Annotated in this window: 37 protein-coding genes; 5 read left to right on the forward strand and 32 right to left on the reverse strand. The window is 35.8% G+C overall.

Annotated elements, in window-relative coordinates:
- The 27 genes from FUA48_RS08400 to FUA48_RS08525 form a co-directional block, all read right to left on the reverse strand.
- A complete protein-coding gene (locus tag FUA48_RS08400) occupies positions 1-480 on the reverse strand; it encodes a M23 family metallopeptidase (protein ID WP_147583108.1) in 480 nt (159 codons plus the stop codon).
- Positions 453-1010, reverse strand: a complete 558-nt coding sequence (locus tag FUA48_RS08405; RefSeq protein WP_147583109.1) for a hypothetical protein — start codon at positions 1008-1010, stop codon at positions 453-455. The genes FUA48_RS08400 and FUA48_RS08405 overlap by 28 nt, the downstream gene beginning before the upstream one ends.
- On the reverse strand, positions 1010-1363 hold the full coding sequence (locus FUA48_RS08410) for a hypothetical protein (protein ID WP_147583110.1): 354 nt from the start codon (positions 1361-1363) through the stop codon (positions 1010-1012). Before FUA48_RS08410 ends, FUA48_RS08405 begins: the two co-directional genes overlap by 1 nt.
- Positions 1363-2760 carry a hypothetical protein gene (locus tag FUA48_RS08415; protein ID WP_147583111.1) on the reverse strand — a complete coding sequence of 466 codons (1398 nt, stop codon included), beginning with the start codon at positions 2758-2760 and terminating at the stop codon, positions 1363-1365. The genes FUA48_RS08410 and FUA48_RS08415 overlap by 1 nt, the downstream gene beginning before the upstream one ends.
- Positions 2732-3298, reverse strand: a complete 567-nt coding sequence (locus tag FUA48_RS08420; RefSeq protein WP_147583112.1) for a hypothetical protein — start codon at positions 3296-3298, stop codon at positions 2732-2734. The genes FUA48_RS08415 and FUA48_RS08420 overlap by 29 nt, the downstream gene beginning before the upstream one ends.
- The gene (locus FUA48_RS08425; protein WP_147583113.1) at positions 3298-3741 is read right to left on the reverse strand and encodes a carboxypeptidase regulatory-like domain-containing protein; all 444 of its coding nucleotides are present in this window, start codon (positions 3739-3741) and stop codon (positions 3298-3300) included. The genes FUA48_RS08420 and FUA48_RS08425 overlap by 1 nt, the downstream gene beginning before the upstream one ends.
- A gap of 1 nt (position 3742) precedes the next feature.
- Positions 3743-4177 (reverse strand): annexin, encoded by a 435-nt coding sequence (locus FUA48_RS08430; protein WP_147583114.1) that lies wholly within the window; start codon positions 4175-4177, stop codon positions 3743-3745.
- 11 nt (positions 4178-4188) lie between these two features.
- The gene (locus FUA48_RS08435; protein WP_147583115.1) at positions 4189-4680 is read right to left on the reverse strand and encodes a hypothetical protein; all 492 of its coding nucleotides are present in this window, start codon (positions 4678-4680) and stop codon (positions 4189-4191) included.
- A 15-nt stretch (positions 4681-4695) separates the two neighbouring features.
- Complete coding sequence (locus FUA48_RS08440; protein WP_147583116.1) at positions 4696-4917, reverse strand: hypothetical protein; 222 nt, start codon at positions 4915-4917, stop codon at positions 4696-4698.
- 2 nt (positions 4918-4919) lie between these two features.
- A complete protein-coding gene (locus FUA48_RS08445; RefSeq protein ID WP_147583117.1) occupies positions 4920-5717 on the reverse strand; it encodes a hypothetical protein in 798 nt (265 codons plus the stop codon).
- Positions 5718-5720: 3 nt separating this feature from the next.
- Positions 5721-6011 carry a hypothetical protein gene (locus FUA48_RS08450; RefSeq protein WP_147583118.1) on the reverse strand — a complete coding sequence of 97 codons (291 nt, stop codon included), beginning with the start codon at positions 6009-6011 and terminating at the stop codon, positions 5721-5723.
- 1 nt (position 6012) lies between these two features.
- Positions 6013-6378: a hypothetical protein gene (locus FUA48_RS08455; RefSeq protein WP_147583119.1), complete on the reverse strand. Its 366-nt coding sequence runs from the start codon at positions 6376-6378 to the stop codon at positions 6013-6015.
- Positions 6379-6457: 79 nt separating this feature from the next.
- The gene (locus tag FUA48_RS08460) at positions 6458-7030 is read right to left on the reverse strand and encodes a hypothetical protein (protein ID WP_147583120.1); all 573 of its coding nucleotides are present in this window, start codon (positions 7028-7030) and stop codon (positions 6458-6460) included.
- Positions 7031-7093: 63 nt separating this feature from the next.
- Positions 7094-7639, reverse strand: a complete 546-nt coding sequence (locus FUA48_RS08465) for a hypothetical protein (RefSeq protein ID WP_147583121.1) — start codon at positions 7637-7639, stop codon at positions 7094-7096.
- 23 nt (positions 7640-7662) lie between these two features.
- Positions 7663-8727, reverse strand: a complete 1065-nt coding sequence (locus FUA48_RS08470; RefSeq protein ID WP_147583122.1) for a hypothetical protein — start codon at positions 8725-8727, stop codon at positions 7663-7665.
- On the reverse strand, positions 8727-10244 hold the full coding sequence (locus FUA48_RS08475) for a hypothetical protein (protein WP_147583123.1): 1518 nt from the start codon (positions 10242-10244) through the stop codon (positions 8727-8729). The genes FUA48_RS08470 and FUA48_RS08475 overlap by 1 nt, the downstream gene beginning before the upstream one ends.
- A 426-nt stretch (positions 10245-10670) precedes the next feature.
- Positions 10671-11117: a hypothetical protein gene (locus FUA48_RS08480; RefSeq protein WP_147583124.1), complete on the reverse strand. Its 447-nt coding sequence runs from the start codon at positions 11115-11117 to the stop codon at positions 10671-10673.
- Between the two features lie 3 nt (positions 11118-11120).
- Positions 11121-12323, reverse strand: coding sequence for a hypothetical protein (locus FUA48_RS08485; protein WP_147583125.1), 1203 nt, complete (start codon positions 12321-12323; stop codon positions 11121-11123).
- Positions 12324-12645: 322 nt separating this feature from the next.
- Positions 12646-13839, reverse strand: coding sequence for a hypothetical protein (locus FUA48_RS08490; protein ID WP_147583126.1), 1194 nt, complete (start codon positions 13837-13839; stop codon positions 12646-12648).
- A 127-nt stretch (positions 13840-13966) separates the two neighbouring features.
- Positions 13967-14125: a hypothetical protein gene (locus FUA48_RS18335; protein ID WP_168196953.1), complete on the reverse strand. Its 159-nt coding sequence runs from the start codon at positions 14123-14125 to the stop codon at positions 13967-13969.
- Between the two features lie 5 nt (positions 14126-14130).
- Positions 14131-14370: a hypothetical protein gene (locus FUA48_RS08495; RefSeq protein WP_147583127.1), complete on the reverse strand. Its 240-nt coding sequence runs from the start codon at positions 14368-14370 to the stop codon at positions 14131-14133.
- Positions 14371-14393: 23 nt separating this feature from the next.
- The gene (locus FUA48_RS08500; protein ID WP_147583128.1) at positions 14394-14735 is read right to left on the reverse strand and encodes a hypothetical protein; all 342 of its coding nucleotides are present in this window, start codon (positions 14733-14735) and stop codon (positions 14394-14396) included.
- Positions 14732-14962, reverse strand: coding sequence for a hypothetical protein (locus FUA48_RS08505; protein ID WP_147583129.1), 231 nt, complete (start codon positions 14960-14962; stop codon positions 14732-14734). The genes FUA48_RS08500 and FUA48_RS08505 overlap by 4 nt, the downstream gene beginning before the upstream one ends.
- 3 nt (positions 14963-14965) lie before the next feature.
- Positions 14966-16657, reverse strand: coding sequence for a hypothetical protein (locus FUA48_RS08510; RefSeq protein WP_147583130.1), 1692 nt, complete (start codon positions 16655-16657; stop codon positions 14966-14968).
- A gap of 88 nt (positions 16658-16745) precedes the next feature.
- A complete protein-coding gene (locus tag FUA48_RS08515; RefSeq protein WP_147583131.1) occupies positions 16746-17054 on the reverse strand; it encodes a hypothetical protein in 309 nt (102 codons plus the stop codon).
- A gap of 181 nt (positions 17055-17235) precedes the next feature.
- Positions 17236-17448, reverse strand: coding sequence for a hypothetical protein (locus FUA48_RS08520; RefSeq protein ID WP_147583132.1), 213 nt, complete (start codon positions 17446-17448; stop codon positions 17236-17238).
- A 71-nt stretch (positions 17449-17519) separates the two neighbouring features.
- Positions 17520-17717 carry a hypothetical protein gene (locus tag FUA48_RS08525; protein ID WP_147583133.1) on the reverse strand — a complete coding sequence of 66 codons (198 nt, stop codon included), beginning with the start codon at positions 17715-17717 and terminating at the stop codon, positions 17520-17522.
- 149 nt (positions 17718-17866) lie between these two features.
- On the opposite strand from FUA48_RS08525, the gene FUA48_RS08530 reads away from it, so the two are divergent.
- Together FUA48_RS08530 and FUA48_RS08535 are read left to right on the forward strand one after the other, a co-directional pair.
- Positions 17867-18247 carry a helix-turn-helix domain-containing protein gene (locus FUA48_RS08530; protein ID WP_147583134.1) on the forward strand — a complete coding sequence of 127 codons (381 nt, stop codon included), beginning with the start codon at positions 17867-17869 and terminating at the stop codon, positions 18245-18247.
- 259 nt (positions 18248-18506) lie between these two features.
- Positions 18507-19181 (forward strand): hypothetical protein, encoded by a 675-nt coding sequence (locus FUA48_RS08535; RefSeq protein WP_147583135.1) that lies wholly within the window; start codon positions 18507-18509, stop codon positions 19179-19181.
- A gap of 434 nt (positions 19182-19615) precedes the next feature.
- Here the strand turns inward: FUA48_RS08535 and FUA48_RS08540 are convergent, their stop codons facing one another.
- Entirely contained in the window at positions 19616-20101 is a 486-nt protein-coding gene (locus tag FUA48_RS08540; protein WP_147583136.1) for a hypothetical protein, read from the reverse strand.
- A gap of 80 nt (positions 20102-20181) precedes the next feature.
- Between FUA48_RS08540 and FUA48_RS08545 the strand changes: the two genes are divergently transcribed.
- The 3 genes from FUA48_RS08545 (at position 20182) to FUA48_RS08555 (ending at position 22314) form a co-directional block, all read left to right on the forward strand.
- Complete coding sequence (locus FUA48_RS08545; RefSeq protein WP_147583137.1) at positions 20182-20370, forward strand: hypothetical protein; 189 nt, start codon at positions 20182-20184, stop codon at positions 20368-20370.
- Positions 20371-20411: 41 nt separating this feature from the next.
- On the forward strand, positions 20412-20828 hold the full coding sequence (locus FUA48_RS08550; protein WP_147583138.1) for a hypothetical protein: 417 nt from the start codon (positions 20412-20414) through the stop codon (positions 20826-20828).
- A 445-nt stretch (positions 20829-21273) separates the two neighbouring features.
- Positions 21274-22314, forward strand: a complete 1041-nt coding sequence (locus tag FUA48_RS08555) for a tyrosine-type recombinase/integrase (protein ID WP_168196954.1) — start codon at positions 21274-21276, stop codon at positions 22312-22314.
- A 542-nt stretch (positions 22315-22856) separates the two neighbouring features.
- Here FUA48_RS08555 and FUA48_RS08560 read toward each other — a convergent pair.
- From FUA48_RS08560 to FUA48_RS08575, 4 genes are read right to left on the reverse strand one after another with little or no spacing between them, the layout of a single operon-like run.
- On the reverse strand, positions 22857-23225 hold the full coding sequence (locus FUA48_RS08560; RefSeq protein ID WP_147583140.1) for a hypothetical protein: 369 nt from the start codon (positions 23223-23225) through the stop codon (positions 22857-22859).
- A gap of 14 nt (positions 23226-23239) precedes the next feature.
- Positions 23240-23830, reverse strand: a complete 591-nt coding sequence (locus FUA48_RS08565) for a P-loop NTPase family protein (RefSeq protein WP_168196955.1) — start codon at positions 23828-23830, stop codon at positions 23240-23242.
- Positions 23805-25598 (reverse strand): ArdC family protein, encoded by a 1794-nt coding sequence (locus tag FUA48_RS08570; RefSeq protein ID WP_147583142.1) that lies wholly within the window; start codon positions 25596-25598, stop codon positions 23805-23807. The genes FUA48_RS08565 and FUA48_RS08570 overlap by 26 nt, the downstream gene beginning before the upstream one ends.
- Before the next feature lies 1 nt (position 25599).
- A complete protein-coding gene (locus FUA48_RS08575; protein WP_147583143.1) occupies positions 25600-26061 on the reverse strand; it encodes a hypothetical protein in 462 nt (153 codons plus the stop codon).

Genomic DNA, 26061 nt, shown 5'->3' on the forward strand with positions numbered 1-26061 from the left:
TTAAAATAGGTTGGTTGGGTCGATTAATCTGTTTAGGCTGTCTCTTACCTCAATGTGAACATGATTTGTCATTGCTGCCCCATGTTTGGCACTGATGTTTTGGGCTATGCCTATTTTTTCACCGGCAAGTACTGTTTTAGGTATTACAACGGTCGGCGACATATAGAACATTTTAACCCTGTATTTCTCGTTCACGATTTCAACACCGGTATAACTCAAATCACTGGCATAAGGATAGGCCACGCGTGTAACCTTACCGGTTATCGGTGAGAATATATCTTCACCGGGAGCGGCCACAATATCAATTCCCTGATGTGTATGTGTTCCCCTGCGTGCGCCAAAAGAACCGCACCCGAGCGGATCGCATCCCCTTATTTTTTGTTTCTTGGTAATTGCTGCTAAAGCCTTGTTGCTGTTTGACATAAGAAGTAGTATTAAAGCGGCTGCAACACCTATGTAAATAATTTTTTTGGCAGCCATGTTTTTATTTTACTGATTAAATAATTGATAAGGAAAAAAGCACATACCCAACCGAAACAAGCACTGTATTTATAAAAGGCCGGGATAACTCTTACCGGCACTTCTTTTATTATCTCCGAACTTTCCTTTTTTAAATGGTCGGTTTGTTCCGTACTCTGGACGTTTTGGGTTGCCGCTATATCGGCCAAAACCTCTAAGGTTTTCTTATGCTCGTTATAAAGAAGCTGATAGCGGTTATTGCCTGATTCTATTTCCCGGTTGATGCTTTTTAATATCTCACGCACCCGGGCATTGCAAAGGCTGTCACAATCGCTATTACCGGTATTCACATCGGGAAAATAAAAAGAGGCCTTATCCTTTATTTCCCGGTTAACTTCCGTAAGCTTTGAAATTACCTGTGTTAGGCTGTCAATATTAACGGTCGATTCCTCTTCCTTCAGAACCTTTTGCGTTCTGCATCCTGAAGCCAGGACACTGAAAAAAAGTGCAAAAAGAAACAGGATTGGCCATGTGCTTTTTATTTTTCTCATTACTGAATTTTTAAAAGTTGGTTTATTTTCTTTTTGGCCGCCTCAAAGAGGTAATTCAATAAGTCCTCTAATTTGCTATGAAATAAGGAACTCATTGAACCGGCAAGGCTGCACATCATGTAAGTAAAAAGCTTATTGAAGTTTAGGAACTGGTCAAAAACCGCAAATACTATAAGGGCTATAAAAAAAGACATTAAGCCCTCGGTAAGCATTTTCCTGAAAGTGATTTTCATGCCTTTTTCATTCTGTTTGGCCACTTTGTAACCAGTTCCTAAGAGTACGGCAAAGACAAAGAGAAAAACGTCGTAAATCTCGTTTGGTAAGGTCTTGATAAATTCAATTATGTTTTTCATTATACTGGTATTAGGTTGTAGCGTGGTTCTATTCCAATCCAACTGTTTATCCATCCTGTTTTACGGTAAAGAACCGGCGGGGTTGTATTAGGGCAATACACTTCAAATCCTTCTAAGGCATCCGGGTATAAAGCGTTAATTTGCTCAATGGTAAATAAATCCGTTACATCTGAATTAGTTATCTTGCAGGTGGCCGATATAATTCTATACTCAAAACTATTGTGAATAACCTCTAAAGTTGTTCCCGGTACAAGCACCATTGAAGTTTTACCGTTTATTGTGCCGTTGTTAGTAACAGATAGTGTTACATTAGCTTGGCCTGAAACTTTGATAATAAAAGTTTTACCCTTGAACATTATATCTTTGTTAAGTTCAAGATTGTAGCCGGCATCTGAAAAAATTTCAATGAAGTAATCTTTAGCCCCAAGAACACTGGCACTCACATCATCGGTTAACTGCTTGACATAGCCCCAACCTCCCCTTACAAAGCCTGCATCCGGAATCGTTCTGTCGAATTGTATCATCCATTCGTTATTGTCAAGCTGATACTGAAGAAACCTTCTTACTTCTGTGTGGGTATTATAAAAACTTATACCGGCATCAAGAAAACCGTTTTGGCCTACACCAATCTGAAATTTTGCAAGGATTGGGTTTGAATTGTTACTTATAAAAAATACTGGTGAGGTCGGATTAGCACCATAGATATTAAAGAATACACCATTATTCATATAAGAATAGACATTCCCGGTTATATTTGCATCTGTGTTTAGCGTATCCATCCAAGATGGTGCCTGAGGTGTGGGAACTTTACCGATTCTTAATTTATTTTCGTTATTGACAAACAATACATTTTCCGGTTGTGTTTCAGAATCAGCGGGTATCTTTGGAACATCAATTGTAACATCAAGATTTGAAACAACGGAGTCATAACCAATGGCTGTAAAAGCTTCATCGTTTATTTTTGGTATAAAATAAACCGGGTATTCATCCTCAAATAGAAAAAATTCACCTATTAACTCCGTTGGTTGGCCATCAATAAGAAAATAGAATTTTGTATCAAGGCCAAGCTCGTTATACGGTGCATAATCGTAGCCCTCGTAAAGCTCAACCATTGATTTATCCTCATACCCCGGGAAAGGAACTTCAGTATAAACCTCCATATTTCCGATTTCCTCTATATCATCAAAGGTGTACGGTACAAACTGTGTAACACCCGCCCCCTTAATATTAAATTCCGATACGTTATTCAGGGAAAGGGAATTACCTCCCATATCAACAGCCCTGTTAACCTCTGAGGTGTTATCTTCAATACCGAATTTACCACCGGTAGCACCACCGCCGTTGTTATCGCCTGTTAATGCAATAACGTCAATTCCTGTTCCTATCTGTCCGCTCATTTTTTTTGTAGATTTTATAGCCGATTAACCCGGCAAGAATTAAGGCCAGTGTAATTAACAGGCCGTTACTGCTTTTTTTTTTTAATGGCATCCCGAGAATTGCGATAGCTTCCTGATAGTCCGATTCCGTAATTAAATCGGCGTATTGCTTGCCGTTCTCAACCGTTGCAATGATTTTGCAAAGCGCGATTATAGTTTCCTGAGTTATCTCGAGCTTAACACTTGGCAATATTCCTAATGCTTTGGCCACATTCTGAATGTAAATGCCGGTGTGGTTCTCAAAGGAAGGTGAAAGCACGCTTATCAAGCTGTCAACGGTGTTAATGCCGCCGTTGATTTTGTTAATCATGTTTCGCATCATTGCCCGTATTCCGTAACGCAATTCCTTAAACTGTTCGAAGTGGCCATCCGTATTTTGGGAGTTTGGAATTTTACCTTGCCAATTCTCACTGGTTAAAATGAGGTTGGCCGGGTTGTTGTTGCGGATGCCACGAGGATAAGAAGCGTAAGCGGGGTTATTTAGAAAACTTTTTGCCATTATACTGTTACTGTTTTAACTTTAGGCTTAGCCGTTGCAACGGGTTTCGCTTTAGGTTTGGAGTCCTGGGCTTTGGCTTTTTTATCTTTCCTGCCTATTGCTATGGCCGTAATGGCTACAGCGGCCAGTGTTCCTAATGCTAAATAAAGCCCGGTTCTGTCAGGCTTTGGCCTTGTAAAGTTTATTACTGATGAATCCAAAGGGTATAAGGTTATTTCTGAAGGTACAGCCTTAGCTAAAAATATCTGTTCTTTATATCCGGGGCTTGAAATCCTGATTGTTGAGTTTTCGTTCTCAGCAAAAAAAACATAGCTCCCAGTTTCTTCAGAACTTAGAATATTTGCCACTTGCTGACCTTGATTGTTCAATTCTGCTATTAAAGCTTGCTGATATATTGGGTAGCCATCATCCCCGACAACTTTACCCGAAATTTTGTAAGGCATATTATAAGTAGTTTGGAAATTTTAGGCTTAACTTTTGGTAATCGCTCGAGCTTAATTCGTTTTTAAGCCAGTAAGGCAAATCCTTTAAAGGCAAAGGATCTCCCCAAGGAATGTAATTGATTTGATTGCCGGCAGTACTGTTATAGCTTCTGTATTTAAAGGCAGCTACAACCTGTGCAAACTGAGCCTGTGTTACATTCCTAAGCGCACTGAAAATGGCATCTTCATCCGTACCGGTGTTTTTCATGGCATCATAGAGCTTTTCAGCTATTGTATTTGCATTGAAAGGTACTGAAGGGTTAGTAGAACCTGTACCGTTGCCGGTTGGGTCGCCATTCCCGGAAATATCCGTTTTCTTTTTTACTACATTGTAGATTATAACCGTTGCGGCCAGTCCTGCAACAATGCCTAAGACTATTTTATTTTTTTTTGTCATGGTTGGAGAAATTAAAAAAGTCCGGGTAATATGAATCGTAATGTTTCCATTTTACTGCCTGAAAATTGATCGTTCAACCACTCTACTAAATCCATTTCAGAAGTACCGGGAATGCTGCCCCTTCTCTTACCAAATGCGTTATAAACTTCAACCCATCCATTGTAATTAAGTCCGGCTAATTGTTCCGCTACCACGTCAACATCAGCCCCAAAACCTAACATGGCCTGATAAATTGCCTCTGCTTTGGCTTTTGCCTGTGCTGTGTTTACGTTGGCCGGGTCTAACTGTGGATTTGTTCCAAGCTTTATGAAACGCTTTTTGTAAAGGGAATAGGCTATATAACCAATCGCTGCTGTAGCTACAACAGCGAGTGTTATTTTAGCAATGGAAACAGTAGATTTAACCGCACCGGCAATGGCCTCTTGTCCGGCGGGAGACGAAGCAAGTGCAAGAGCCGCCGGATTTGATAAGCCTTTTTGTTGTGTATTTTCTTTTACTGCCATTGGTTGATTTTGATTTTAGAACATTGATTTAAGCAACTTCCAGTTTTTTTTAAGGGCTTCCCTTGCTTTTGGGTTAATCATTATTTGCTCAATACGTTCTTGGTCTTCCATATCGAGGCGGGAGAAATCCTGAAGGATTTTCTTTTTTTTCTGAAGGTCAAAGACGTTTCCGGCCTTTACTTCAAATGTTAGAGTTACTTCGCCGCTCATTTTTTCTGTGGTGTTTGGTGTTGACATTGTTAAGTCTGAATTAGGTTATGTGTTTGTAATAGTTTTAATAGTTCGTTGCTAAAGTTTTCACTGGTGGTCATACCTTCAAGGACAGCACACAAATAGTAGGCAATACCTTCGCTTTGGGTTTTTATGGCCTCTACAAGGGCTTTTTTGTTGTCCGATAGTGTTTCGGTATCCTGAACCGGTGAAGTTCCGTTTAATCCACCCGGTGCGCCTTTAGCCTGCGCCAATGCCCCCATAACGGTTGGCAAAGCTCCGAGTAGTTCTGAAAGCAATTCTTTGTTGCCGGCTGCTTTATTTTCCGAAAAATCACGCTGAATGATTTCTTTTTCAAGAGAGGCAACCTCTTTTTTCAAAGTCTCGTTTTCAAGTTTTAGCTTATCGTTCTCAGTTATTATTTTCGGGTAATCCTGATAGCGGTAAGCCACATCAAAGCCATTTAAACCGGCCATAAGTCCCATTAAAGGGTTATGGCCAGTCTGTGGCATGGTTAGGGCAGGAGAGGCAGAAGCTACCGGGGTTGCTTCTTGGTATTGTTCGCCTTTGGGGCGAAGCGATAATTTAACCGGTTGGCCATCATCCTTAAATGATGTGCCGTTTTTCCTGCGTGGGTTAATAGCGATTTGGGTGTGACCCTGTTCAACTATTTTATTGAAATATTTTTCCACGCTCCCGGCTTCTTCAACCATCTGAGCGGCCATCCTGTTAGTACATACTGTTTTGAATGTATCTGTATCAGTAATGGTTATTGCAAAATATTGGTCGTTCTTTAATTTTTCTATTATGGTTTCGAGTTGCTTCATCTCTTAACATTCTTGCGGGTTGTACACTCTGTAATCTAAAATGGCATGTTTACTCTCTCCGGTAAATTTTACTTCAAGGGTAAGTTTACAGGCCGTACCATCACCCGGGAGATTGTAAGAACCCATAGGAACGCCAATTTCTTCCCTTAATGCCGGCACTGTACGTGGTACATCATTAACTATTACAGTTAAAGGGTCTGAACCGTAATTAGAAAGGGTTAGACTGGTGACGTTCTTTAAATTCATTTTTATGTCACTTCCGATTAATCTTGATATAAGGCCTGTTTTTTCCATTTTAGCACTGTTGTGTTAGGTCGTTTTCATAAATCAATACTAACTGGCATTTAAAGTCAGCAGTAAAATTGGCATCGCTGTTTACTTCAAAGGTGTACGCTTTGTTTCCTGTTTCGAAGTATAGCGGCTTGCATCCTTCCTTGTACCCTGCTTCACGACTGCGATAGTTTCTAATATCCGCACTGGCTGATATTACCTCGCCATTGTCGTTTGTTATTTTAGCAGTTACAAATCCTGTGTTTGGTGCGGCATTGGTATAAATCACGCATCCAATTACTAATCCTGCCATCGGCTGAAAGGTAACAGAGTTGTTTCTGCTTCCGCTTGCAATGGTCAGGTTTACAATTTCTTCTTGTTTTTTGAACATGGTTTTTTCGAGTAAAAAAAGCCAAAAGCACTGCCTTTGGCTTTTTAATTAACAAACATTAAACTAACCCGAACTATGATTATGCGTTGCTTGCATCTGCAAACTCATACCCATCAAGCTCAACTTTTACTGCTGTACCGGCAGCAGCCAAACCGGCTGTAAGGATTTGAATATCGAAAGGAATATTAGGGCGAATTTGGAAAGGAACAACCGGCATGAAGTCTACATCTTTTTCAAATGAGTAATCATTTTTAGTGTAGGCACTGATAGGGTTGTTGAAGAAATCCCCTGAACCATCCTGAGCGATTTTAAGCTCACCATTTTTGTAAGGTGCGGGAGCCTCACTCTTGTAGGTTGCCGTTAGTATGTTTACATCTGCTGTAGTATCGAAAAGGACACGAACACCAGTAACAATAAAGCTACGGCCTTCATTCAGCATATTACCTTTGTCAAAGTTGGTACGGCCGATTTCTTTTTTAGTTCCTGCATCGATTAATTTTCCATCAGAAGTAAAATCCGAACTTCCTGAAATACCTGCTACGAAGTAGGTTTTTCTTTTAACTTTTTTTCCTGTTGGGGTTAATGCAACTCCGTTTCCGTTTTGGATGCTTGGTAGTAACCCTATTACTTCTGCAAATGATAAATGTTTCATCTTTTTAATTTTTAACTTTTTATGTATTGATTTTTAAACTTTTAATTAAGGCTTTTTTGATCGTTACGCACTGGCAGGCTTCGCCCAAATATCCTGCGAGTTCCAAATGTCACCGGCTAACCCGAAATTGCTGTTTTCTCTTTCAGCGTTAATGTCTGTATGCACGTAACGAGGTGAGAAAACAGGAGCGCTGTACATAAGACCTTTTGTATCGTTGCAAGGGCAGCCTAAGCCTACCGTTTGAGCAAGGATTTTTTGTGTTTTGGTCGTTGCTGATACTTCAGGAGTAACACCGCCTCGAGCGGCCAAGGTTTTAACTATTTCTAAGCCTTGTACAACTGCGATACCTACACAAGCACCTTTTACAAGCGTTGCAACAAGGTCTTTACCTTCGATAAATACGGCGGCCGTTCCTGCACCGACTGTCATAACTCCACGCTTTAATAAAGCTGTGTTTTCCTGTTTTTTAGCGGCTGCCGTATCTTCTGTAGCTTGATTTTCGTGTATAAGTCCGAAAATACCACGAGATGCGGCACCGCCTGCAAGAACACCACCAGTTAATGCGATGGTGTCTTTCACTTTTGTTCCTGATGGTTTTTTAAATTCCATGTGTTTATAATTGTTTTAAATTCTTACTTGGTTTTAGTGCGCTTTTTTGATCTCACGGCCTTCTTCTTCGAGGCTTTTGAAGCTGCTATTGCAATGGCCACCACAAGTAAACCGCCTAATACTACTTTAGTGGTGTTTGATTTTTTACCTGTAGTATTGTTTGTAACATCATCTGAAGATGTATCTGTAATAACTTCAGCTTCTATAACATCACTTCCTTTGTCTGTGGTCGTATTTGTTCCTTCTTTTGTCGGTACATTCGTTACAGGAGTGCCGCCGGTATTAACAGGAACTTTAGGGATTATACCGCCACCCGGGTAAACAGGAAGGGTAGTAATGCCACCTGGCTGTAATTCGATTCCGGGTTTTGTGGTTGGTTTTGTAGAACCGGAAGCAAGAACATAATTTTCACCTGTAACCGTTGAAATAGTACTATTACTGAATAGCGGCATAAAGTTGTACTGGTTAATAGGGAAAGTTACCTCCTTAGTTGTCAGACTTAAGTTTTTTCTTTTAAGGCCTTCAGTAACCGCCATTACAATAAGATTGAAAGCCTGATAAATTACATAACTACGTTGGCGTAATGCGTTTGTAGAAAGTCCGGCTGTTTTTGTAACTTCAGGGTTATAGTGGTCTTGTACTGCATTAATCTTGTTAAGTACCGCATTAAGGCCTGTTAACATTGCAGTAGTATCGCTTAATGCCAATGCGTTTGCAACGTCCTGTGTCAGATTTTCAGCGTATGGCTTAAATTGGGTCAACCATTGCTCTAAGATTCGGGTTTCTTCCAGTGTAAGCTCATCTTTAAGACTAAGGTTAGCATTAAGGCCGATACTCTGTAAACCGGTTTCAATATTCTGAGCCACATATTCAGTAATTGAATCAATTTCGTCGGCAAGCGCCCTACCAACAAAAGGGATAGCTCTTACACGGCCGGCAATAACACCCCCGACGTATCGTACTGCATCACCCACCCATTTACCTATTGGTGGTGTCCATCCAAATATCCTTAATCCTAAACCTTGCTTTCCGGATGCTATTGCGGGAAGGTTTCTTTCTACAGTTCTGTTTTGCTGTACTAAATTCATTACTTTGTCTTTTTTACTTTTGTTTTTGTTGATGATTCAGAAGCCTTATTGGATTTATCACCGGGCTTTGCCGGTTTGTCTTTCATTTCTGAAAATATAAAAGCAGCACCGGCAGCAAAAAGGGCTACACCTGCAATACCGCCTAAACTTGCAGTTTTTAAATTTGTTCCGGTATAAGTAACTGTACCATTGTTATAGTTTGTACCAGATCCTGTATTGTTTCCTGATCCTGTATTTGAAGGAGCGAAAACCGCGACAACCTCTTTGATATCGCTTAAAAATGTTTGAAGATTGAAGTTTGATTGGTTTTCTTTATCCCCGATGTAAGGGGTAATTACAAACTGTTTTACGTTGGTTGTATTTGCCTTTGGAGAAATTTTAGTAACTATAGTAGCCTGTGTTTGTTCAATACTGCTTCCTTTATCGAATCTCATTTCGATATCGAAAGTATTGTTAGGTACTTGTACTGTACTGGTTTCAATATCAAAGTAATATTTCAACCATTGCATGAAGCCGGTGTAAACAATATTGTAATAATATTCGCCCGCAGCTTGGTATAAATCAACGGCATTTTTTGAGCATGTACTTTTCCAACTGCCGCTTGCTTTAACCCTGCTATGGCTTTGCATTTGAGCAGCAACCCTTAATAGAGTATTGATTTTCGGGATTATATCATTACCGTTGTTTACAGCGAGGTTGACATCATCTATCATTTTTTCAAATGCCGGCACGATGTTTTCCAGTGATGCATAAAAATCGTCAGTATCTAAAGAGCCTCCAATACAATTAGGTTTCCAACCACCTGAAAAAAGACTTTTAATGTTGTTAAGCGAAAGGTGTTTTGAGAGTTCAGAATAGGTAATCCCTAATCCTCTGTGGCTGCCATTTAATCCGTAATGTTCCATATCCATAAATAAATCACTGGTTTGTGTAAATACTGATTCCTGAAGTGTCTCTACCGTTCCATCAATAACAAAGTAACCTTCACTTAGCTTGCTGTTTTTTTGGTTCTTAGGAACGACAACATAAACATGCGTCCATAATTCAGGTGCAAACCCCGGTTGCTTAATTCGCCTTATATAGTGTTTGATACCAAGATTTGTAAGGATGCAGCTTGCAATTATCGTGTAGCTTTTACAGTCTATACCCTCAACCCTGCTATACCATGAACATGATGGACTGCGCAAGTACTGGGTTTCTTTATCGGCTTTGTATTGAAAATGCCAGTAACACCATTTGTGAATATCATTGCAGGTTTGTTGCAATGATTTGTTGCGAAAGAGTTCAGCAACCTTTGACATTTGGAAAGCATACATCTTAACCATGCCTGCCATTTTATCGACTGAGAAATCAGTCATGCCTTTACCAAGAAAAGTGGCTTTGCAGGTGGTTTTTGGTATTAGCTTTTCAAACTCTTTACCGGGTTTAATCTCTCTGTGTAGTAAGTAATCAAAATCGCTCATTGGTTGCTGAATCACATTGCAAAGATGCGATGCAACGATTTGCAAGTGATTCACTTTGCTATGTTTAGCCTTGATTTGATAACCTTTGGTAGCTTTTGATAACCTTTGCAACGGTTTGTTATATTTCGTTGCAATGCCTTCATATAATAAAAAACCCTGCTAAGGTTTAGCAGGATTTTTTGATTGAAGTAATTTATGTAATAACCAAAAGAAAAAAAGAGGTTGTTAAATTGAAACAACCTCTTTAATTATTTTTACAAATTGAAAATTTTATTAAGCTTTCTTAATTTTTTTTCTAGAAGAAACGCTATAGTAAATTATAAAGAAAACGATAGCCACATTGAAATACCTCTCAATTTTTAAATCCTGCTTATCATAAACAAAAGTATAAACGTCATATACTATCTTCAATATAACAAGTACTAAACTTGCAACAATCATGTTCTTTTTCAAAATCAGTAAAAAATTAATTTCTTTGGATTATTTTTTTTTCATTAAGGTTAAGGATTTCATTCTATCATTATTTTCGTTATTAACGATAACATCCTTAATACAATATATCTTATCTGAAACAATATAAAATTTTAAATCATCTTTTCTTGAATCAGAATAATCCAGTATTAAAGAATTACCTTTTAAACTCCATTTACCTTCATAAACAGTTTCTCCAATTTTACAAAAGTTCATACTATGTGAAAAAAGACTATCTTCTTTAATCTCAATAAATTCATCATTAGCAGCTGTATATAGAAAGTTAAAAATACCTCTTGTATACATAATAGAAAAAGTTTCATTTCTATTAGGTTCAATACTATAATAAACTCCAGTTACAGATTGAGAAGGTAAAGGCGCTTCCTGAGAAGCACCTTTACATCCAATAATAAAAATTGGAAATAATAAAATTAATATATTAAAATTAATTTTCACTTTTTAAAAAATAGATAGTAAATCAGCCTTTGTTTTGCCTTCAAAAGTATTTAAATCGTTATCTAAAGTAGTGAATATATATTGATATTCAGCGTTAGAGTGAACATTTTTATATGTATTAATCTTAGATCTAAGATAATTTGCTTCTGAAGTATTTATAATAACGTCATTACTGCCAGCAGCTAAAAAGTACAATGATTTTCGTCTTATAAAATCCATTAATTGCTGTATATCAGCTGTGTTAGTATTATAAGTACCTGTAACCTTCCATACATGACCAATTTTATAATAAAAGTCAATATATTGCTGACCTTTTGTTGAAGAAGAAAAAATATTATCTCTTATGCTGTACATGGCAGCGCGTGCATTTTGAACGAATGTATAATCATCTTCTTCTTCAGGACCTGGATCTGTACCCCCTTCTTCATCAGGACAGTCGTCGATATATGAGCTTTTACCGCAATATGAATCTTCTGTGTCTGTTACATGAGTGCAAAATCCAACCTTTTCAGAATCACATTCTGTTAAAGTGCAATAGTGTTTACTTGCAGCTTCATTTGTATAAATAATAGGATACTGATCCAAGAGACTTAACTCGAAAGAATAATCCTCCTCTTCTTCTACATTTTTTAATTTAATTGTCTGTTGCTCGATAGGTCTATTTACTAGAAAGAATGAATCATTTTCTTCATTAATTTCATTTGAGATATAACCAAATACTTCTGAAAATATCCTCTGTTTATGAATTTTAGTAAGATTTTCGGCAGAAATTGCCTTAGAATCTTTTACCTGATATGTTTCAGTGATAAAATTGCCATCAATATTTTTAAGCAATGTAAATCCTGTTATATTTTCTTTTTGAAGCGAAAAGTTTAAATTATGTCCATAGAAAGCAATAGACGTAATTTTAGATAGGTCAGTAGTTGTGAAATTATAAGATGCAATAAGGTCTTCTACGATTAGTTCAAATTTTTCATTTATTATTAGGCTGTTAGCTGTAATTGATTTTTCATCATTAAAATACTTTAGTTTAGCATTTCCAGTCGCATGATTATAATAATCATAAGGTTGTCCTAAAATTTTCAGATTAGCAAATGAACTAAGTTCTGTTGTAGAGTCTGTAGTATCATTAGATTCTGTACAATTAGTTGATAAAACAGCTATTGAAATAGCTAAAAGAATTGGTTTAAAATTTTTTAATTTCATTATGATGTGATTTAAATTTTAACAAATATATCTGTGTTTATCTTTTTTTAATTTAATATTTTGTTTTTTTTAACTTTTTTTTAACTTTTTGATTTTCTACAAGTTATTTATTGAATTTTTATTTAAAATTCAGACTATATTGAAGTAATTTCGATAATTCCTAAATGGAACAATAAAAAAGAGGTTGTTTATTTGAAACAACCTCCTTAAATGATTTACAAATTTAAAGTTTTATTAAGCTTAGATTCAATAGAATTATTAGTTACCCTTTACATACTATTATTAAAAATTCTAACAATATGTAAATTGAATTTTTCAATGGTTAAAATAAAGATAATAAATCTGCTTTAGTTTTATTTTCAAATGTATTTAAATCATTGTCTAATGTAGTAAATATGTATTGATACTCGGCATTGGAATGTACATTTTTAAGAGTAGCAATCATTGATCTAAGGTACGTGGCATCAGAGCTATCTATAATTACTGTACTACTACTTGCTGTAATTAATAGTACTGATTTTCGGTCTATAAAATCCATTAAATCTTTTATATCAGCTGCATTGTTTTGATATGCACTAGTAACCTTCCATACATATCCTATCTTGTAGTAGAAATCAACATATTGTTGCCCCTTCGTAGATGATGATAAAATATTATCTCTTATGCTGTACATGGCAGCGCGTGCACTTTGGACGAATGTATAGTCATCATCTCCTTCCGGTGGATTATCTCCCCATTCATCTCTTGGGCAAGGGCCATCTTCTTCATGGCTACTTTTTGCACATTCAGATGCTTCAGTATCTGTTTGAAATGTACAAAAACCACTTTGTTGGGAGGCACATTGGCTTTCGCTGCAATAATGGGTACTGGCACTTTCGTAAGTGAATATTATAGGAAATTGATCTAAAAGGTAAAGGTCTAAAGAATAATCATTTTCTTCTTCTCCATCTTTTAAAGTAATACTTTTTTGGATTGGGTGATCTTTTACTAAAATAAATGTATTATTATTTGAATCAATTTTATTTGTAATATAGCCAAATACATCTATAAAAATTTTATTCTTGTAATCTTTGGATAGATCTTCTATCAATGTCGCTTGTGAGTTTTTTATTTTGTAAGTTTCTGTGATGAAACTATTATTGATATTTTTAAGCAGAGTGAAACCTGTTATGTTATTACTATTAACGGTTAGATTTAAGTTGTTGCCATAAAAAACAATACTTGATACTTTTTCAAAATCTTCTATAGCTAAATTAAAAGAAGTGATAATATCCTCAACCATTAGCTGAAAATTATTTTCTAAAATTAAACTGTGAGAGTTTATTTTTTTGTTAATGTTAAAGTACTTTAAATTAACATCTCCCATTCCATAATTATAGTATTTATAATCTTTTTGGAATACTTTTAAATTTGAGTTAGTTGTAAGGTCATTTGTAGATGTAGGGTCGCTACAACTAGCAAGTATGACAACAAATAAAATTGCAATAATTGCTTTTGTTTTCATAAATGTCTTCATAAGATATGGTTTAAAATTTTAATAAATGTATCCAAATGTGAGTTTTTCTTATGCGTTTTAACATAAAATTAACCTTTAAATTCTGATTTGTAAGTATCTCAATTTTTATCCTCTCCATTTCCTTTACTTATATTTTAAGTTTCCATAATAGAGTAATACCAATGCCTATTATCACGCACATTAACGCGCCTATTGTTATTGTATACCCTCCAATTAGGTAGGAAGCTGTAACGACTACACCTAATGATACAGCCGTTACAATTGTTTTAATAAAGAAATTCAGCATAGATTTTATTTTTTATAACCTTTTGGCAAACCATATGTATCTACAAACTCCATAAACTCGCAATTCCAAATATTTTGGACGTTGACAGGCTTATCTGAAGGCAATTTTCTGTTATCTGCGATTATTGTATTAATCCCATCACGAATTTGCCTTTCAGTCATCCCGCTTGCAACGTAAAGGGCTGTTAACTTCTTTTTATTTACAGAGTAGGGTAAGGTTTGTAATTCCATTTCTTGTGTGTTCATATTGGTTAACCTTTAGTTGGTGATTAAATATTCTTTAGTTGTTGGTCAATTATGGTTTTATATTTAAGGGTTACATTTTTTTCGTAATCAGTTCGGTTCTCACCCGGCCACATAAAGCATTTAAGGAGAACAACAGCTTCGCTTACTTTAAGAGTTAGTGTAAATTTGTCTTGGTAACTCTCAACTCTTTTGCGGAATGTCAGCCAAAGCCTGAAGCCTATATCCATTGATGCGAGTACATTTAAAAAATCTTCGATATCAAGGTTTTTAATATTCCATCGTAGCGCTTCCGAATAATGAAATATTTGTTCCTGCATAACTCTTATTTCATCGGGAGTTACTTTTGTAAGTTTTACTTTTTTCATCCCTTTAGTACTGCTATTAGTTGATTACTCTTGTTATCGTAGAATTGCAACACTTGGGCTATTTTTGTGTAAGAGCTTCTTTCAAACCTTTTTATCATTCCATCAATTATTGATTTTTCAGGCTTGTTTTTCTCTTTTTCAAGGCTGTACCAAGTGATGTTTTTCTCTCCCGGCTTTGTAAGTATCACAAGTTTGATACGGGCTGTGTGTTTATCGAAAATCGGCATAGGTTATGGTTTAAATGTTAATTCAAGTTTTTTAAGGGTTTCAGGCAGTTTTGCATAGAACTGAGCCGGAAGGTTATTCTCAACATAATCTATCAGTTCAGGCAGTGTGATTTTGTTTTTTAAGAATCGCTTGATCTGACTTTCAAACTTTTTAGAATGGTTTATGTCCGTTAGCCTTAAAGCTGCTTTGCGTTCTAGTTGCCTTTTTTTCACTGGCTCGCTTTCCATGTATTGTAAATGCCTTTGCCATGCTTTTTTGGTGTATTCAAAACCAACTTCCTTATTTGTTTTTCTCGTAGTGTCGAAATAGTTAGAAGGGTAGAGCGGTGTTACACCGGTACGCAAGAACCATTTACGGGCGTGTTCCAGTCTCCATCGTATTTCCTGAATGCTATCGAAAACATTTGCTTTGTTGAATGGTAAACCGTTGTAAGTGCGGAATTTATTCTGCATCCAATGGTTAAGGGCATTTTTCCAACAGCCAGGATAGATATTTGCATCCCTGTAAAGTTTAGTGGCTGTTTTAAAAATATCCTGAATAACAGTTTCGATATATTCCTCGTTGGTTAGGGTTCCGGCGTAGGCCTCTTTTTGCAGAATCCTTATATCGATTGGGATATAGTTATTAAACTCACCGGAAGCAAGGCCTAAAGCCAATTCCTGACGATGGATTGTGCGCTCCCTAAGTTTATCGCTTAAAGTTTTTTCCTTTTTAACATTGTCGGCCGCGCCGCCCACCGGTGAATTTTCTACATTGCTCCCAGTGTTCCTGTAAAAAACGGTCTTGTAATGCAAAGAGGTTGTGACCGCAGGGAACACCTTATCATCAAAGGAGTGCGAAGCATCCTTACTTTTCTTATATTTATCTTTATTTGTTCCTGTAGTATCATTGTTATCAGGTAACTTTTTCTCTCCATTTGGGGTAACGTGCTGATTTTCAGTAGTGGCAATTTTATTGGTTTGAAGGTCAAGAACTACCAAAATTTCAGGGTTTATCTCCACCTTAACACCTCTTGTATGTCCGAAAAAAGTCGATTTTGAGAAGATTCCAGCCTCTTCTAAACGTTGCCTATGGTTACGGATGGTTTTACCACAAACATCAATGCTATGAACGTTATTTCGCTTTAGCTGGGTTATAAAAAATGAATTAACGTCTAGTTCCTGAATTGGTCTGATCGTTTTAACGCCTAAACGCATGTATTCAGAGTTCCTTTTCATAAGCTGCGTGTTATACAGGTGCAGCATATTTTGGAATATTTGTTCTGTAGGATATTTTATTGTTTGTATTCGTCTCTTTAGAAGTAGTTTTGATAGAGATTCCGGCTGTTTGTCAATTTCAGTATTGTATTCCCTGTTCGATAGGTCTTTGTATCTCTTAGGAAAGAACTGTATAAATATTTGGTGTTCTTTTGAAAGGGTGTTAAAGGTTTCAGATTTGTAAAGCAGCTTTACTTTAGAATTGTGCTTATCAATAAGTTCGTTTTCTTCTAACGTTCGGAAATTGTAATCTGAAACATATTTACGGTAGTTATCCATAGTTTGCGAATACGCTTCTTCTATAATGGCCGGGTAGATAGCTTTAATACTATTATCCGGAGGCAAAGCAATCGCTTTAGGTTCTTTTATTTGCGGAGATTGAACGCCAAAAAGGTTAACGGCTAATTCTCCAAATTTTATTGTTTCCTGACTTCTCATTACTCTATTTTTTAACCTGTCCGCTGCGGGTGCATATAACACCCGCATGCATCAAGGGAATTTTGAGCGTATTGCTCCCAGTGCTTTATTAATTGAAAATTGATTTTGAATGTGTAAGCTTGATTTTGATAAAGCGGCTTTCAGGATTTAGATTGATGAAAACAGGCTTTATTCCTTCGCTTTTAAAGCAGTCTAATGCTTTTTTGTAATCCATGTTTTCATGATCAGAAAACACTATGTGCAGCATGGTTGTAGTATCTTCCTGCTGATGGCCGGATATGATACCGGCCACACAGGATAAACCTGCAAGTAGTAAAACAGGTTTTTGTAATAGAGTAGGAAGCTTTTCCAATACCGGGAACTTCCCGGCATTTGGATAAAAGTGATTATTCTCCATGATTAAAATGTGGTTTGGTTTAGGGTTTTTTGCAACGGTTCGTTGCAACGGTGGTGTTATAAATGTGTTATTTCTTTTTGAGTTATAATATTTTTCTGTAATTTTGTTTCTTCCATGGTTAGCCGCTCTAACGGCTATTATGGTTTAGGGCAGGCGAGGGTGGTACCTCGCCTCATTTTTTTTATACCGGTGTCAAAGGATTACCATATTTTTTTACTTTCCTATCGGTTAATATCTTCAAAGCCATTTCTTTATATTCTTGTATTAGGTTATCCATATTCTCGTTAACCTTCTTAGTTTTTTCCTTTTTGGTCATGCCCAACATTAAGAATAGCCTGTTTTTCTCCTCTTCCGGGAGAGCCTGAATAACGTTGTATGCAGTTTCGGCTTTCAATTGGTTTATAACTTGTTTTCTTACTAAAAATGTTAAAGTGGCATGGTTTTTATTCTACTCCGTTGCAACGGTTATGCAAGGGGAGAATTAGAATAAGATTTTACAAAAAGGATATTTAATATAGTCGATTTACCAAGGTTAAACTCATCCATTAGTATTGGGTAAGTTTCTCTGCAGGTCATAGATGTTTTAAGTTCATCGTAGCGGCTCAATATTTTCTTATTGCGGCGCATCTTCTTTTCTCGTACTGTTTCTCTCCGTATTGCCATTGCCATAATTATTAAATGTCTATATTTATAAAGACAAATCTAATATTATTATTCGGAATAATCTAATAAAATACGGAATAAATCGTATAAAATTATATTTATTCCTGTAATCTTTTGATTTATAAGGGTTTTTGAAATCCGAATATTATATGAAAAACTTTATATCTGAAAATATATCATATCTTGTCAAAGAGAATAATTACAGGCAGGATGACTTTGGGATTCTCTTTGATTTAAAAAAGGGAGTGATAAATCAATATATACAGGGTAAGAGCTTGCCTAAGATTGAAACACTCCAAAAAATTTGCTCTCACTTTAAAATTACTTTAGATGATTTAGTTAATTCTGAATTATCTGAAGCGGCATATAAAAGCAAATCGCAACAACAAGTTGCAACAGAACAAAACACACCTTACAATAACGAAAAAGATGCTATTATAGCTGCGCAACGGGAAACTATCGAAACACAAAAGGAACTGATAGCAACTTTGCGTAGTCGGCTTGACAGTACTCAGACGAAAGCGTCATAGTTATCAATTGGACGGTGTTTAAGAATTGAACTAAATTTTAAATGCTTATATATGAATATTATTTCAACGTTAGGATGTTGCAAAGTGCCTTAATGTAGATTGTATTCAATTACCTCTTGCGGGCGAATGTAAAAAAGCAGCTAAACTTGAATATATGGAAAAGGCTGGAAACAAGAGTCTTTATTTAAGTTCAATGAGACTCTATTAAAAATGAAGAATTTTAAAGAGAAGTAAACGAAAATATGTTAAATTTGATACTATGGAAATATCAAGTTTAACAGTAAAGTTAATAATACTCCTTGTTCCGGGGCTTATTTCTTATTTTATCTACAGAAGAATAACAATAAGAGAGACTAAGAGAAGTGACTTAATGTTTATAGTTGTTTCTATACTTTTAGGGTTTTTGTCTTACGCTTCAATTCATTATTTATTTAATTTTTTTGTCATAGTTCATAATTTATTTAGTATAGAAGATTGGTCCAGTTTTCACTTAATCACTTTAACATACATAACTGAGGATTATCCAATACAATACGACGAAGTAGCTTACGCAATATTATCGGGTACGATAATTGCTGTAACATTTGGAAAGATGGACTCGTCAAATATAATAAACAGACTTGCTTACAAATTTAGAGTCACCGAAAAATTAAATGACCAGAGTATATATAATCAGTATCTTTTAAACGATCAATTAACATGGGTATACGTTAGGGATATAGAAAATAATTTGACTTACTTAGGAGCAGTAGCCTTATTCTCTGACAAAGAAAACGATAAAGAAATTGTATTAAATGACGTGACAGTTTATACTTTTCCTGATAGTCAAGAGTTATATAAAATACAATCAATATACTTGAATTTTGGAAATGGTAATATTATACTTGAAGAAGCAAAATTAGAAGAAAATGAGCAACTCGAACTCCCACTCTAATCCACGAAGATGGAAGGTTTCATTAGTGAGAAATACCCAAACGAAACCAGCGACAAACAATGTACCAAGGAGTAGAGTATCACCTCCGCCTCCTGCACGACCAATACCTCCTATAAGACCTGTGCTAAAGAAAGGATAAACTTAGATACAAGTTTTAAATTAAGGGAGATTTTTATTACACAAAACTTCTTATTTCAAACAATTTTTACTAACAATCTGTTAGTAAGTATTTTGTTAATGTAAGAGATTATTGTTTAACTTGCTGTAAGTAACTTAAACACACTTTACTATGAAAAACTTTATAAGTGAGGAAAGAAAACCTCAAAGACCTTCTAACCCTCCAAGTCGTCAAACACCTCCTCCTAGAGAATTCCCTAAACCGACTGGACCATATCCGGGAAAAGAAGAAAGAAGTTTACCTAGAGTAACGCCTCCTAAAAGATAAATATAAAGAAGACTACAACTCCAATTAGGCCAAAACTCATTAGTAAAATTGAAAAAATAGTTAGGAAATTATTTATCTTTTCGTAATTAGATATTTCGCATTCGTGTTTTTGTATTTCTGCTAAGAATTCACTTCTTTCACGACTTTCTTCTTCGCATTGAAAATCTATCACTGTGATACAATAATCATTTTGATGAACTTTGCTTGCACACCATTGAGAGAAGAAATTGGTGATTACTGCAAATAATAATAAAAATGCTGATAGATGAATTATCCAGTGAACGTCTTCAGTTTTAGAGCTGTAAAATTTAATTGTTTCCAAGCATACATATATGCCTGTGCCGGAAATAACTATTAGTAATGTATCAAGTCTCTGGTGACTGTAAAAAAGAGCTTCCCATACGCGTTTCTGTCTTTCTTGAGTAGAAAGTCTTACAAGAGCAACTTTGGATTTTTTGGTTTTCTTTTTTGACATACTGTAAGGCATTACTGTTAATAATCAAATATACAAATTTCAACCCCTCCTTAAACAAGAGGGATTTATAATTATATTATATGAAACTATCTAAAATACCAAGTTCTGATTTAAAAGCATTGTCTGACCATATAAAAGATATGATAGAATATGTGAGGGAAAAGGATAGCAGTGATAAAGAGTTAAACACCTTATTTGCTTTACATCTTAAAATAACTGATGTGTTAGATAGTAGGGTCTATAAAATACTAAAAGAATTAAAATGGTAAAATAAACACTATTACTTTATAATAACTAACAATGTGGAATAATGGATGATTTCAATCTCGAACAAAAAATGAGAGAAGCTGCTGAACGAGACGCAAGAATGAAGAAGCGTGAAGATGAGGCAGTTGCGGATATAACTAAGTATTTCGATAGAATACATGATTATATTTCAAACTACAACAACTTACTTATTGGAGCTTTTTTTGCACTCGCTCAATTTCAAGAAAATATTTCTCGATGGACTATATTATTTCCAGTATTGAATCTATGGTTCCTGATCCTTATAAATTACAGACAGATGGAAAATGCGAGATTTTTAGCTGACATTAATAATAAGCCCGTTGGTGAAGTTGTAAAATATGGTAAATCTATTTCCAGAACTAACGGTTTATCTCTTTTAGCTATTCTGTCAACTTTGATTGTAACAGTAGCTTTTCTCTGCTATCTTGCAGCTTATTAGAGAATAAAGAAATAATGTAAATTAGGTATACGTATGAAAATTAATAAAGCTTTAAAATTGAACATAAAGCTGAATACGATTTATAAATAATACATATAACAAAGCCAGTAAAACCGCTTGTTTTTATTGCGTTTTAGGGAGAATTAAAATTCATAACCCTGAGGTCACGGGTTCAACTCCCGTCTTCGCTACTTAGTGAACCGAAAATCCAGTATAAACTAGGGTTTTCGGTTTTTTGGCTTTTATAGCCGTGTCAAATTTGTGTCGAACCTTTGCAGTTTCTTAAATTGTTGAATTTCAGAGGCCGTAAAAAAAAATGCCAAATTTTAACCACTTACTTCCGCGTGCAAATAGTATTGTATTTGTCGATTACAAACCAGCAGAATTACGAATTAATAAAGACTGGTTAATTATCTATTATGCTAAAAATCCAATGACTGAGAAGATGGAACGCTTCAGAATGCGCGTACCAGTATTAAAAAACAAGTCAGAACGCACCCGTCATGCTAACAGAATTGTTGCCGAAATCAATAAAAAGCTTGCTTCAGGATGGTCGCCTTGGCTTGAAACGCCGGGTAAATCTTTCAAAGCGTTTGAGGAAGGTTGCAACAGGTTCTTAGATAATACCGAAAAAGAGATAGGAGATGGCATCAAACGGCCTGATACACTCAGGGCTTATAAGTCATATCTAAATATGATTAAAACCTACTTACAGGAAAAAGCGATCAAAATTACCTTTGCTATTGAATTTAATAAGGATGTTGCAATCGGATATCTTGACTGGATCTATTATGAAAGGCAAAATTCTCCCAATACGTATAACAATCACCTGCAATTCCTTTGCACATTCGGAAATTTTTTAATTGAGCGCGGATATATTAAAGAGAATCCGACTAACGAAATCTCGAAGAAAAGAAAACAGCTTAAAAAACGTAAGGTAATAGACCCACACATCAAGACTTTACTTAGTGAGAAGCTCCCACTTTTCAATTTTAATTATTACGCCTTGTGTATGGTGACTTATTACTGCATGGTAAGACGTACAGAAATTACAAAGCTGAAAGTATCGGACTTTAATCTCACTGAAGATTATATAACGATACCTGGAACGGTAAGTAAAAACAGAAAGGACGAATATGTTACCATTCCTAAAGAGCTTAAAGTAATACTTGAAAGACATTTCGAAGGGGCGCAATACAACAATTTTGCATTTTCGGCCAATGATTTTAAAGCCGGAAAACATCAATTACCACCGAAACGTATTTCTGATTCATGGGTACAGGTCAGAAAGCATTTAGGTTTAGGCACCCAGTTTCAGTTTTACAGCTTAAAAGATACCGGGATAACTGACTTATTCGGACTTGGAATTTCGCCTTTAAAAATTCGTGATCAGGCACGCCACTATGATTTGAAGATTACTGAACTGTACACTCCGAGAAGCGGGGGAGGGGATGAATCTTTAAAAAACTCAGGTGCAAAATTCTAGTAAATCTTACACCTTGCGCGACTAAATAAAATAAAACCGAAAAAAAGTATAAACTTTATAAACAATGCAAAATGAAATTATAACTAATTGATATATAGTGTTTTAAAATTGTAAATTTGATTACATTTCTGTTTATAAACCACTTTATAAACTTGTAAACAAGACATAAAAAAAGCCCTGAATGATCACGCCAACGAGTTCAGGGCTTTTGATATAACAGCTTATTTTTATATCCCTACTAATTTATAAAAAAAATATTAGTTAAGATTAAATACTTAAAAGTTTAATATAATTTCCTATTTGTTAAAAAATGTTTATTTTAGACCAGCTCAAACATAAACTGTATTCCCTACATCACCCCTCATTGTATTTTGCTTGGTTAGCACTTTGGGGGGATTTTTTTTATAAAGTCCCGACCTTTTCTTCAAAAGCCGGGACTTTATCTAATCACCACCATATGACAAAAATACCTAACTTTTGTCACTTACTAAGTTATAAAAAAAAACACGCCGTGTAAAGCGTGTTTAACTATTTTTTATCTTTTACCAATTTGTTACCTGGCCATAGTCGTTAATATATTGCCTTGTATTACTCGGAATTGCTTTAAATTCTTCGGCAGAAACATCCTGTACTGGTATAGCTCCGGCAGCTTGCCAACCTATTGGAGAAAGGAATACAACCTTTTGCCCGTTTATTACTTTGTACCATCCCTGATCAAATGAAAGGTTTCGGATTACCTGCCCTTCGTATGGACTACCGTTTACAATCTGTGCGGCACCAGTATCAGTATTTGCACCGGCTGGTAACTGGTTGGCTGTTGTTGTAGTCCCGCCGAAAATTTTATCCCGGAACATAAAGGCTACTGCTCCAGCTACGAGCAACCCGCCTATTAAAAGCTTCTTATTTTTCATATCTATAGATTTATTTATTCAACATCAAAGTTTAGTTTCTCTAAATCGACTGTTACGCCTTCAATTTCTGTATTGCCTGCGCCTTCAGTCCGTAACATTGTACCAGAGTATATATTAAATTTCAATTCAGGCGTAGGAATGCTGTTATAGCGGTTTTTATCGGGATAGATATAGTTTTCCCTGTAATCCTCAAATTTCTCTGTCATAAGGATTATATCACCGTCAAATTGCGATTTAGTACCACCGCGCATAGAACCGTTAGAGGTTTGCTGAAAAACAATTACAAAGAGTTTTCCATCGTACTTTTTTCTAAGGTCTTTATCTACCTCATATCTCGGAATTAATTCCTGTAGCTTTTGGAAACTGTCAATAAAAATTACCTCATTTTCCTCGATTAGTTTTTCGAGATCCTGAAGGCTTTTAACTTCCGGGTTATCTACATTATTTAAAGCGGTAGCGTTTAAGTATTGCAATGCCTTATCTTCGTATAATGATGATTCAGGGTGTTCCTCCATTGAAGCATGGCCACAACGATAATTTTGAGCAAAGGCATTCATTACCTGGAATAAAAAACGCGTTTTACCGCTTCCTTGCCCTCCAGTCATGGTAATAACTACACTCTCTTTGGTTTTTTTTTTCAATCCTTCCTAAAAAATCGCTTATTTCTTGGTTATCTATTCTGTAATATTCTCTAACCACATTTTGTTTTTGTTGCAGCCTATGAGCTATAGAACCAGGGCGCGGTTGAGGAACTGCCGGAACAGTTTCAATAACAGGGTTTACTACTTCAGCTACAACCTCTATATTTTCTATTGCTGCGGCTTTTAAACCAGTTTGCTTTTTACGGCCATTAAGCCCGAAAAGGTCGAATTGTTTATTAGAGTTCTCTAATTTTTTATTAGAAGAAATAGTTCTCTTTCGGTTAACTCTTGGCTTATCCTGAGTGTTTTTTACAACAGACTTAACCAAAGGTTTTATGGGTGTTTTCGCATTGGTTGATGCAGGGCCCTTTTTTGTAGATGCCTTTTTCTTTGTAACCGTAACCTTTGGTTTAGCTGCTGTAATCTTCTTTAGGTCATTATAATATTTTGGCTCTCCGTTTTTATCAATTTGTAAAATAAAATCAGCGGCTTTTTGTGCTTCTGTAGCTGCACGCATTAGAAAACGGTTATCATCTTCCAAATGCGTTAACGCTGCATTCCATGATTTAAGGTAAGCCGGGTGGTTAGTATTGGTATGCCATAAAATACCCGCTTCTGCACATAGGAAAGTAGCAGCAAATTCAGCGACTAATTCTTCAAATGCATATTTTTTAGACCCGAAACTTCCTGAAAAATCTCTTTCTAGCCTATCAGGATGGCCAGTACTGTGAGCAAATTCATGAAACAACGTTCTATAATAATCCTGAGCCGTCTCAAAGCTTTTAAAATGTGGTAGGGTAACGCTATCATTAGTAGGAGAATAAAACGCCCTGTCACCACCAAATTTTAAACCAGGTTGCGGACTAGGATAATGGGTAACAATTGCTTCGGGAATTGGCATTTTTTCCTCACTATCGGTAGTGATTGGCTGCTCAATAAAACCATTTTTGAAATTATCTAAATCAAAATCAATCCCATCAATATCAACACCATTAAAAACGTTGTAATATTTCAGGATTGGTAACTTGTGCATTTGAGCAATTTCCTCGGCCGTAAAACCGTTTTGAAATTCAGGAATATGTTTTTTGTTATCCTTTAGTAACTGGATATATTTTTTAAGATCATAGCTTGCGATATCGACTTTTTTATCAGCATCTACATATTTGTACAGTAGTGTAAAATAAACAACAGGGAAACCTTTACTGCCTTTCCTCAGTCGACCTCCTAAATCTTCTATTTGCTTGAAAGTCAAAAAGAAAGGGTTTGCCATAGGCTCAAGTTCAGTAAGCAGAATAACATTAATTCCTCTGTATCTGTTTTTACTCACAAAGTTGAAAGGAATAGTATAACCTGTAGTGTCAAAGATTCCCGATTTCCATTTTCTTTTATAGTCAGATGAATTTGCTTCCTTAATTTTATCTATCATCTTATCGGTTATCATTTGATAGATTTCATTAGGTGAAACAGCCTTACCAAGCCCGATAATATTTTCGTCTGTATCTTCAAGGCAGTCAAGACAACGGATAAAGCTTTCCGGCACCACTTCAATTGCTGGAGCAGAAAGCTTACTAAAACGTAATTTTGAATCTTTTGGATTAGAAAGGAGTACAGACTGCAAACGCTCAACTATTGCAAACTGTTCCTCGTTTCTTGCTTCCTCAATAAGAGCCAAAATTTGTTTTTTAGTTACCTGTTTGCCTAAAAGGCTATTAAATTTATCGACTACACTCATATTAACCCTCTATTGTATATTCGTTTCCAAATACATCTACAACAGCCATAATGTTGAAGATATCTAAACTCAGATTTTGGACTGAAAGCAATCCGATAGCATTTTCGGTTGCTACCTCCAACGGAATGTTTTTAACCGTAAGACTGGCCTGTGGTGGTATCTCAATAGCATCAAGGTTTACGGTTGCCATTCCTATAAATTTATCGCCCATGTAAACCATAACCCTTTTTAAACTTGCCAGTGAGGCACCGGAGACAGAAAAGGCTTCCTGAGTAGGATTTGTAATTGTTATGTCAAGATTGAAAGTGATTTTAGAAACCGTGTATTTAAAGTTTCTTATACCTGAAGGTTCGATGGTCATTTGGTCGAATATTGCCTTTAAGGTTTTCACTTTGTTATAACCTATTATTGCAATACCTGCCAATGCAATTGAAGCTGCTATTATGATGGTTTTTGCTTTCAT

The organism is Flavobacterium alkalisoli, from assembly GCF_008000935.1.
Lineage (GTDB): Bacteria > Bacteroidota > Bacteroidia > Flavobacteriales > Flavobacteriaceae > Flavobacterium > Flavobacterium alkalisoli.